The 8,434-nt window shown below is 46.2% G+C and carries 8 protein-coding genes; 5 read left to right on the top strand and 3 right to left on the bottom strand.

Translation table 11 applies throughout. From position 1 onward, the window contains the following. Nucleotides 1-16: 16 nt before the first annotated feature. A complete protein-coding gene (locus ACQY6I_RS02960) occupies nucleotides 17-286 on the top strand; it encodes a hypothetical protein (protein WP_428239975.1) in 270 nt (89 codons plus the stop codon). Nucleotides 287-340: 54 nt separating this feature from the next. Here ACQY6I_RS02960 and ACQY6I_RS02955 read toward each other — a convergent pair whose 3' ends face one another. Further along, on the bottom strand, nucleotides 341-1,765 hold the full coding sequence (locus ACQY6I_RS02955; protein ID WP_428239974.1) for a PLP-dependent aminotransferase family protein: 1,425 nt from the start codon (nucleotides 1,763-1,765) through the stop codon (nucleotides 341-343). Nucleotides 1,766-1,931: 166 nt separating this feature from the next. Between ACQY6I_RS02955 and ACQY6I_RS02950 the strand changes: the two genes are divergently transcribed. The 3 genes from ACQY6I_RS02950 (at nucleotide 1,932) to ACQY6I_RS02940 (ending at nucleotide 5,527) form a co-directional block, all read left to right on the top strand. Next, nucleotides 1,932-2,156 (top strand): DUF1127 domain-containing protein, encoded by a 225-nt coding sequence (locus tag ACQY6I_RS02950; RefSeq protein WP_428239973.1) that lies wholly within the window; start codon nucleotides 1,932-1,934, stop codon nucleotides 2,154-2,156. A gap of 532 nt (nucleotides 2,157-2,688) precedes the next feature. Then, nucleotides 2,689-4,134, top strand: coding sequence for an aldehyde dehydrogenase (locus ACQY6I_RS02945; protein ID WP_428239972.1), 1,446 nt, complete (start codon nucleotides 2,689-2,691; stop codon nucleotides 4,132-4,134). A 730-nt stretch (nucleotides 4,135-4,864) separates the two neighbouring features. Continuing rightward, a complete protein-coding gene (locus tag ACQY6I_RS02940; protein WP_428239971.1) occupies nucleotides 4,865-5,527 on the top strand; it encodes a YrbL family protein in 663 nt (220 codons plus the stop codon). Between the two features lie 150 nt (nucleotides 5,528-5,677). Here the strand turns inward: ACQY6I_RS02940 and ACQY6I_RS02935 are convergent, their stop codons facing one another. Next, on the bottom strand, nucleotides 5,678-6,220 hold the full coding sequence (locus tag ACQY6I_RS02935) for a hypothetical protein (protein ID WP_428239970.1): 543 nt from the start codon (nucleotides 6,218-6,220) through the stop codon (nucleotides 5,678-5,680). A 476-nt stretch (nucleotides 6,221-6,696) separates the two neighbouring features. On the opposite strand from ACQY6I_RS02935, the gene cobO reads away from it, so the two are divergent. Beyond that, a complete protein-coding gene (cobO, locus tag ACQY6I_RS02930) occupies nucleotides 6,697-7,299 on the top strand; it encodes a cob(I)yrinic acid a,c-diamide adenosyltransferase (protein WP_428239969.1) in 603 nt (200 codons plus the stop codon). Nucleotides 7,300-7,452: 153 nt separating this feature from the next. On the opposite strand, the gene ACQY6I_RS02925 is transcribed toward cobO, so the two are convergent. After that, complete coding sequence (locus tag ACQY6I_RS02925; RefSeq protein WP_428239968.1) at nucleotides 7,453-8,340, bottom strand: hypothetical protein; 888 nt, start codon at nucleotides 8,338-8,340, stop codon at nucleotides 7,453-7,455. Between the last annotated feature and the right edge of the window lie 94 nt (nucleotides 8,341-8,434).

Raw genomic sequence — 8,434 nt, 5'->3', positions numbered from 1 at the left:
CGCCTTATGACGACAGATGTCAGCTTTCAGTCACTTCCAAAAAAACTGTTCGGACGCCAATAAAACCCTAATTTTCAAGGACATTTTGCTTTGTGAAGGATTGTTTTTCGGAAGTCGTTTTTACGTTTTAGCAGGAGATCTCAGGCGTCAAAAAACAGCCACCCATGGCCATCAGGCAATGAAATGTAACTCTGTGGAACAATGGCGTTCAAAAATTCATTTTGCAACAGTGCAAGCACTTATTTTAAAAATCGATATTCGATTGACTGCGGATAAAAACCCTTAAGGCACAAAATGGATAGCACCAGCTAATTCTGGTTTAAATGACAAGCAGTGACAGTCAGAGTTTTGCTATCCGGTCTGATACCCATTGCCCAAGCTTTCGAATCGCGTCTTCGCGTTCAGGTGTCCACCGTGGAGCATAGTTCAGGCGAAAACAGTGTTTGAACTGTTTGTTAATGGAAAATATTTCTCCGGGCGCGATCAATATCCCGGCATTTCGGCAAAAATGATACAGTTCAGTCGAATCGAAATTCTCAGGCATTTCCAGCCAGGCGACAATTCCTCCCTGAGGACGTGAAATTTTAGTAACAGCCGGAAAGGATTCAGAGACCAGATCCACCAGACGCTGATAGCGCTGGCGATACACTTCTCTGGCCTGTCGCAAATGACGTTCGTATATCCCCTGCCCTAATACCTCGGCGCATACCAATTGTGGCAGTACCGGTGTAGATAACATGTTTACGAACTTTCGATGCAGAATATCTTCGTAATAACGCCCGGCCAGCACCCAGCCAACCCGTAGTTGCGGATCAATGGTCTTGGATAGCGACGAACACAACAACACCAGTCCTTGTTTATCAAATGCTTTTATCGCACCGGGTCTGTGGGTACCAAAATACAGATCACCATAAACATCATCTTCAATCAGGGGCACCTGATATTGTTCCAGTAGCTTAACCAATGCTTTTTTTCGTTCGTCAGGAATACTGCACCCCAGCGGATTGGAAAAGCTGGGAACCGTGAGGACCACTTTCAGCGGCCATTGCTCCATGGCCATTTTCAGTGCCTCAAGGCTCAAACCAGTCTCCGGGTGAGTGGGAACTTCAATTGCTTTGAGTCCGTAAGCTTCAATCAACTGCAATATGCCGTAATAGCACGGAGACTCAACCGCAACCAGATCGCCGGGTTGAGTCAACACCTGCAAACACAGCCCCATGGCATTTAGACTACCGGCAGTCGTTACTATGCTATCTGGTGAAACAGCCACACCTGTATCCACAGCATGGCGTGCAACTTGTTGTCGTAAAACATAAGGACCTTCAGGACGACAGCTCACTCCAAGATGTTGCTGGGTTCTCGACAACCGGGTATAGGTTTGCTGCAGATGACGGCTGATAGGAAAATCCAGGGCAGGAGTTGCCCGACAAAAATTAATCGCATTAGCTTTGAAACCATCTCGCTGTACGTCCATTACCAGCTGGGATGTAGAGGCAATGACAGGATCAGGCTCGACCACTGACTCGCTTGGAACCGCCAGTGGTTCGCGTATCTGGCGACAGGCGTAATACCCAGACTTGGGCCTGGCCTCTACCCACCCCCGTTCTTCCAACAGACTATACGCAGCCATCACCGTAGAGATACTGACTCTTTCCTGTCTGGACAGATGTCTGACTGAGGGCATGCGCTCACCAATGGCGATTGCACCATGACGAATCTGTTCAGTCATTTTATCCGCCAATTGTGCGTACAAACTACCTTCCATAACTGAGAACTCCCAGAACCAGTACAGTTGTATCAAAAATGGACCATAACAGATGAGCTTTTTCTCAATCTGTATTGGTTAATATATAGAAAATCTGAATCTGTTACGGTTCAGATAGAGTTTGTAGCATATCTTCCAGCACAGTCATTAGCAACGGAGGACAGCAATGAACAATAAGGGGATACTCTTAAGATCATGGGGCAGCCAATTCCTGGGGGGCCCTGGGTTACAGCGGCTCAGACCGGCAGTTCTACGCCACTATTGGTTAACCTGGCGCCAGAATGCTCAAACCCGAAGACAGCTACGCCATTTGCCTGCGTACCTTTATCAGGATATCGGCTTAACGAACCAGGATGTCCGCCAGGAATCGAAAAAATGGTTCTGGCAATAATTCCCGCGTCATAGTTTTGTTCGGTTCTGTTTATCAACCGGATAACAAATATCATCGGGTTGATTGTTGTAGCGATATAAACGCTCCTCTTTTAACCCACCATCAAAACGCAGTATTGATTCAAGTTGATAAAATCCGCCTCTTCGGCGACGCGACATTTAAAGACCTAGACCAGGCCTGGCCAGTCGCCAGCATTTTTGGCCCGCTCATAAATTGCCTGTCCAGGCATATCTTATAGCCGGGAAATCCACACCTGGGCAGGTCACCGCAATGATTTTCGGATCTCCCAAAACTCCATACAACACGGTGTAAGGCGGGCTTCCAGTCTTGCCCTCCAGTGATTGCAGAGCCCTTCCCCGCTGCGCCAATAACCCAACGGGAGTTATGATTCCCGTGCATAGCTATAGCCAAATTCAATAAGCGTTAGAAAAAGATTGTTTGCCTGTGGATGTGGAGTTCATCAACATGGCTTTATCAGCACAACCAAGCTGTAAAGATCAACTCAGATACAAAAATAATAAGGTGGGGAACCATGAATATTGGACTATTGATCAATGGTGAAGAGATCGCTGTCGATGACAATCATTGTTTTAAACGACTGGATCCGGTAACGGGTGAAGTTGCAACGAAGGCATACGCAGCCACGGTGAAAGATGCTGAAGCGGCTGTGGATGCAGCTCAAGCGGCTTTTCCTGACTGGTCAAAAACAGGCCCCAATGCACGCCGGGCTCTATTGCTGAAGGCAGCAGACATACTGGAGTCCAAGGTAGAAGAGTTTACCAGCCTGATGATCTCCGAGTGCGGGGCTACGGGCCCATGGGCGGGCTTTAATACTATGTTCGCGGCCAGCCTGCTGAGAGAAGCGGCAGCCATGACGACGCAAATCAAGGGCGAAATCATACCTTCTGACAAACCGGGCACGACTGCTATGGCCGTTCGTCGTCCAGCGGGTGTCTGTGTAGGTATTGCTCCATGGAACGCTCCGATTATCCTTGCCACCCGTGCAATCGCAATGCCTCTGGCCTGCGGGAATACCGTAGTACTGAAATCATCTGAAATGTGCCCAGGCACTCATCAATTGATTGGTAAAGCATTAATGGAGGCAGGTTTTCCGGCAGGTGTCGTAAATATCATCAGTAATGCTCCAGAAGATGCAGCGACCATTGTTCCTGCTCTTATCGCTCACCCAGCGGTCAAGCGCATCAACTTTACCGGTTCTACCCGGGTTGGCAAAATCGTCGCCGAACTGGCGGCAAAAGAGCTGAAACCGGTATTGCTGGAACTGGGCGGCAAAGCCCCTTTTATTGTCTTGAGCGACGCGGATATCGATGCCGCTGTCAATGCCGCAGCCTTTGGTGCATTCATGAACCAGGGACAAATCTGCATGTCAACTGAACGCTTGATTGTGGAAGAAAGTGTGGCTGATGAGTTTGTAGAAAAACTAGCCGCCAAGGCCGCCGCACTGCCAGCCGGAAACCCTCGCGAACATGTCGTTCTGGGTTCCCTAATCAACGAAGATGCCGCGCTGAAAATGGACGCTCTGATGGCCGATGCCACCACCCACGGTGCTACTATCCGTGCCGGCGGACAACGCAATGGTACGATTGTTGAGGCAACGCTGGTCGATCATGTTCAACCCAAAATGCGCATGTATGGCGAAGAGTCTTTCGGTCCGGTCAAACCGGTTATCCGGGTTAAGGATGAAGATGAGGCCATCCGAGTAGCGAATGATACTGAATATGGTCTTTCCTCTGCAGTATTCAGCCGAGACATTCAGCGGGCCATGAAAGTGGCAGAACAAATTGAAAGCGGTATTTGCCACATTAATGGCCCAACCGTTGGAGATGAAGGACAAATGCCTTTCGGAGGTGTCAAATCCAGTGGTTATGGTCGCTTTGGTGGAGAGGCAGCGATTGCCGAATTCACTGACCTGCGCTGGATTACCATCGAAGATCCTGCTCAGCACTACCCTTTCTAGAATAATTCTGATTCTGCCTAATCAGGGCGTTTTGGTAACCATCGACTGTGAATGAAATGCAGTCCGGTGGTTGCCATTTTCCATGTCACCTTTTCTCTATCACCAAGCGTATAACCCGGCAAGCAATTATGTTGTGTTAACTGTTTGATGTAAGTGTCGAACAATATCTTGACCACAGCCAATGCGAGACCAAAGAAACCGAGAGGTTTCTCACAGCATCGACAGCTTTGACATGATGACTGTCAGAACGATCTAATTGATTACCAACCATCATTTTCGTCGACCCCGCCAGATGGCAATAAGGGCAGGCACTCAATTGGATCAAAAAATTTATTTGAACATCCGATTATTAATAGCAAATGCTCACTTCCCATAATGGCCATTTTCTCCATATACAGTAATCGCTTCTAGCTGGTGATTAAACGCCGCTAGGAGCGGGTAACGCTGTCCACACTTCAATTTAATAGTCAACTTTTCAAAAGTAGTCCTTTTGAAAGGGCTTTTTCGCCCCCCTCGCCAAACAGATAAAAATTCAACGCTGCTTTCTTATCTTAAACGAACCTTAAAAAATAATTTTGTAAAAAAATTGTCATGAAGTACGGAAAATTTGCATTTAATCCACAATTAGCCTCTTTTTTAGCGACCTTAAAGACTTATTATTAACTGCTAATGTTGATGGGCATTTTCCTATCGAAAATTTTTTTTACTGTTTTTTGTAAAGGTCATATTCATGTACCACCTTTTTTTTAACCTTGCTGGCCGTAAACCTGTTGCGGTCGGAAAAACCAGATACATCTATGAACATCCTGACAACCCGGACTGGCTAATTAAAGTTCATCGCTCCATGATCCCCGATCAAAACCTTGGCAGATTCAAAACCTGGTATGCCCGCATGGAAGACCGTTTCGTTTATATGACTGGTTATCTGAGAGAACTGGCCGTGTATCTTGATTCCCGCTACGGTGCCCCGGAAGGAATCATCAAGCACATTGCCCCTATCGGTGGCCTGGTCGATACAGATCTGGGAATCGGCCTGGTGGTTTCCGCTGTCCGTGATGGTAGTGGCGAACTTGCCCCAACACTGGGCCAGCTCATCAATAATGGTCAAATCAATGAGCAAAGATATCAGAAACTGATGCACTTTCTGGAAATTGTGCTCACCAGTAAACTGGTATTGGGCGATTTGAATTTGGAAAACGTTGTCCTGGAACAGCAGGAAGATGGTACAGAGGAATTTGTATTGATCGACGGATTAGGTGAACGTACGTTTATTCCGGTGCAGATATTCAGCAAGCGAATCCGCCAGAAGCGCAAACTGAAGTTTGTTCAGCGGGTGATGGATCGCCTGAAATCAATAAACGCTGAATCATTAAAACAGCAGCCGGGCTTCTGAGGCACTGAAGACAAGGCAAAACCATCTGGATAGCAGAGTTTATAAATCATAAAGGGGCGGTTGTAAGAGAATTTTTACACCGCTTTCACAACAAACGGCCGTAAACAGACACCTGCTCCAGCGACAATGCAGGGCAGGTATCACTAGGAACTAGTCGGTTAAAAAGATGATTGGCCAACTGTCAGCGTCATTCATGTTTTCCAGTTCAATCTTAATCTGTCTGCTCAACTGACTATCCAACGGCAGCAGATCAAATTGTTCCTGATACGTTCTACCTCCACTTTTGTCGACACGGTATATCAACTTGTGACTCCAGACGGTTACGGTGCCTTCTGCAATCTCGACCAGCATATTCATGTCCCAGCTACGATCATCGCGGGAAGCATCCCAACCTTTTTTACGCATGGCATGGAGACTAAACCGAGTCAGCAGATAAGTACCTGGTTGCACCCCGGCTTTCAGCACCTTGTGCCGACCATCAAAAGGATTGACCACTACCTGGAAAGGTTCGCCTGCATCCACCGGCTCAAAATCCAGCCAGAATGATTTGAGATATTCAGCATTCTGGTGTTTTATAAACTCGGTCGGAACGACAAATACAGCGTCATTGGTTTCTTCCCTGGCCGGTAATGACGCATTACATGCAGTCAACAGACTGACCCATAACATCATCCAAACAACTTTGATTTTCAAACGTAGCTCCTAGTGTCCATGAAGATTATCGAAATAAGCGCGCGATTATATACGTTTTGTTTACAAACAAAATACACTTCCTCACGACACGGTGAGCCGACGATAATATTCTTTTTTTCTGTCCTGTAGCGGTTTGTCACCTTCATATTCGGCAGTTTCCACCCAATAAAATATTCGCATCCAAGAAGGGATTGATATCAATATAGTCTTCAGCCAATACGGTTTTTAATGACGTAAGCAGATATCAGGTCTTCTCATTGGCAGCATATTTCCCTCCATTCGACCGGCAGACATGGCTTCAGCCTACGGCCTCCAAAAGTCATTCTGCTAATTACCCTGCATTTTTCTGGGGTTTTTGCTGATCTTTGCCAATTCCTGTGCAAATCTGGCAAAGTTATAACCTGAGATCAAAACAGGTTCGGCGATATCCTGCCAAACCACCGACAACCCGCCTAACCAGAGTGAGAGAACAGAATATGGCAGACAAAAATGAAAAACATAAAACAGCGATGGCCAAACAAAAAGCCAAAGTGGATAAAAGTATCGCTGCTGCCACGACCGAACGCGGCATCGTTCTGCTATTGACGGGAGATGGTAAAGGCAAATCCAGCTCTGCCTTTGGCATGGTCATGAGAAGTCTGGGATATGGCTACAAAGTTGGTGTCATTCAGTTCATTAAGGGCGAACAAATGTCCGGTGAAGAATTGTTCATCCGCAACCATCATCCCGAGGTGTATTTTTATCAGATGGGCACCGGTTTTACCTGGAACACTCAAAACAGAGAAGCAGATATTGCAGCAGCACAACGTACCTGGGAACATGCAGAAAAGCTGCTGGCTGATGAAGCCTATCATCTGGTGGTGCTGGACGAAATCACCTACATGATTGGCTACAAATATTTGGACGCCGAACGTGTTATCAAAGCAATCAATGAACGTCCTGTAGAACAATCCGTTGTGATAACCGGTCGTGGTGGTGGTTCAGCTATTCGAGAACTGGCTGACACCGTATCGGAAGTACATGACGTCAAACATGCCTTTAAAGCAGGCATCAAGGCAAGAAAAGGTATAGATCTTTAGAAACGATGGCTCACTTGGTTTCAGCTAGATATATGAAGACACCAATGCGTGGACACTTCTCAATAAACAGATTCCAGTGTCAATGAAGCCATGAGCCACCACTCTGAATGCAAAAAGATAAACGTTTTCGATTAATCAGATAAATCAGATAAATCAGTGCACACGGTCCAGAACATGAACTCTGATCTTTCGGGTAGTGTTCTGGTCCAACATAAACTCAAGATTCTGATGACCAAACTTCAGCTGCAAATGACGTAAACCGATAAACCTCCGGTCTTTCTCAATTTGCATATCGCGAAGCTGACTGTAAGGAATATAACTGAGAATATAACTGTTATCGACTTCTATACGGCGCTTTACGGGCTTGTTGCTGCTGATAACGACAATTTCCCGCTCAGCACTCAAAAACAGACTGCAATACAGTGTGTAGTTGTTATAGATGTTTTCAAAGCGCTCATAATCATCAGAGGAGTTTCCTTCCAATACCATATTAGGTTGATAGGCCAATAAGGAAAGCTTTTCGTTTGCCCTCAGTTTATTCAGTGCGTTTTTGAACAACAATGGCAATTCAACATTCGGGAAGCTCTCATCCTCCAGCTTGATTAGAATATCCGAACATATATATTTCTTTCGAAGAATATGGACAACCTGATCGACCATCTCCTGCGATACCATATTATACGGAATACTGTAACTGCGGTGGTCTGTCTGGATTCTCAGCTCTCCCATTAGCAGATCCCGCACATCCTGAATAGTTACGATATCTTTATAACAGACACTTTCGACCAATACCTGTTGCTGCTCCAGATGCAGTATTTTCACTTCACGGTCATACAGGCAAACAATGCCATCGTATAAAACCTGCCCTGGCCTGGCATCCCGGCGTTCGATCGGCCGGGGCACCTTTAAAGCCAATAGAATCTCATCAGTCAGTTGAAAGTAATCAACAAACACCAGGGGAATATCTTGGGCTTGCTTGATCTCCAGCAGCCACGGTCCAAATGAATCGTATTCATGTTGTAACGTTGAATCTATCGCCATCACCTCTACGTACCAACCTTCAACTATAATCAGGAAATATCAAACCGCTCCTGAATCCCTACTATTTAATTAAAGTCCATTTTTATTGGTTTTC

The organism is Gynuella sp. (assembly GCF_050297175.1).
In the GTDB taxonomy this organism is placed as follows: Bacteria; Pseudomonadota; Gammaproteobacteria; order Pseudomonadales; family Natronospirillaceae; genus Gynuella.
Note: the sequence above shows the minus strand (reverse complement) of the source record. Positions and strands in the feature narration are given on the sequence as shown.